At 36.0% G+C, this 1,118-nt stretch carries 1 protein-coding gene and 1 pseudogene; both read left to right on the plus strand.

Annotated elements, in window-relative coordinates; all coding sequences use genetic code 11:
- A pseudogene (locus HMPREF2701_RS11160) lies at nucleotides 1-359 on the plus strand (virulence protein); the annotation flags it as partial.
- A 14-nt stretch (nucleotides 360-373) separates the two neighbouring features.
- On the plus strand, nucleotides 374-991 hold the full coding sequence (locus HMPREF2701_RS00155) for a hypothetical protein (RefSeq protein ID WP_049493203.1): 618 nt from the start codon (nucleotides 374-376) through the stop codon (nucleotides 989-991).
- Nucleotides 992-1,118: the final 127 nt, after the last annotated feature.

Raw genomic sequence — 1,118 nt, forward strand, 5'->3', positions numbered from 1 at the left:
AGACGGCCTTACAAAATGGCGAAATTCAGGTTGATTATTCTAGTAATTATGATAGCTGGAAAGCTAATAAAAAGACAAGTATTACTCATGGGAAACAGATAGAAGCACGTGTGAAAGGGAAAAATGTAAAAATCCGTGTTGATTCTGAACCACAGAGTGGTAAATTTCAAGTACAATCTGGAAGTGGGAAATCTGGCTATCCTCTAAACGAGCATCTAAGGATAGATAGAATAATAGGAAAAGATTCTATTGTAGACTGGGTAAATTCAAATGAAAGCTTAAGTAAACTCAGCAAGGGGGTTAGAGAGCAAATTATTGATAGAATTTGGAAAGCTTATCAAAGGTATTATGCGAATTAAAACAGGAGGTATGCATGAAGTTGTATTTACAAGGTGATTACACCAAGACTGATTTTTATGAAGAGTTTAAAGAAATAGCTCAAAATATGTGGTTCAAAGAGCGAAAAGGAATTCCACTCGATTTTTCCTATGCTTGGGATGAAGATTTACATTTGAATTTACGGTTGGATAAATTTAAATATAATGACGAACGTTGGGAGAATGCAAATTTTAATACAAATATAAACCCTTGGAAGACATTTGAATATGAAAACTTGACATTGGATCTAGAAAATTCTTATGAAAGCGATGGGCGTGAGAAAGGTGATTATTTGCGAATTATTTCTACTCATCTAGATATTTTAACGGTTGACAAGCGTGCGATGTATATTATGGCGATTGAGGTAGCATCTGCCATTGACGGTCAAATCAGCGAAGACGACAAAGAAACATGGCTGAGTATTGAAGAATTCAAAACGAAACATATAGACTTGCTGAATTTGACCTACGACGAAGCGGTTGATATTAGTTTGGAGGAACTAGAGATTATGGAGGCGGTTGATGAACCACTTTGGGATGAATTACACAGAGGATGGGAAGAATATATCAAAATCCATGGTGAACGAGTTTACGACGATGAGGAAGATGAGTGAAACTATATCTTAAAGGTAACTACGAGACTAGTATTTACCAAGCCTGTATGGAATTTCCTTGGAAAATGTGGTTAAAGGAACGTAAGGGAGTGCAGGTTGGTTTTTCTTACGCACGTGATGATGATTT

The organism is Streptococcus sp. HMSC077D04, from assembly GCF_001808785.1.
Lineage (GTDB): Bacteria > Bacillota > Bacilli > Lactobacillales > Streptococcaceae > Streptococcus > Streptococcus mitis_BX.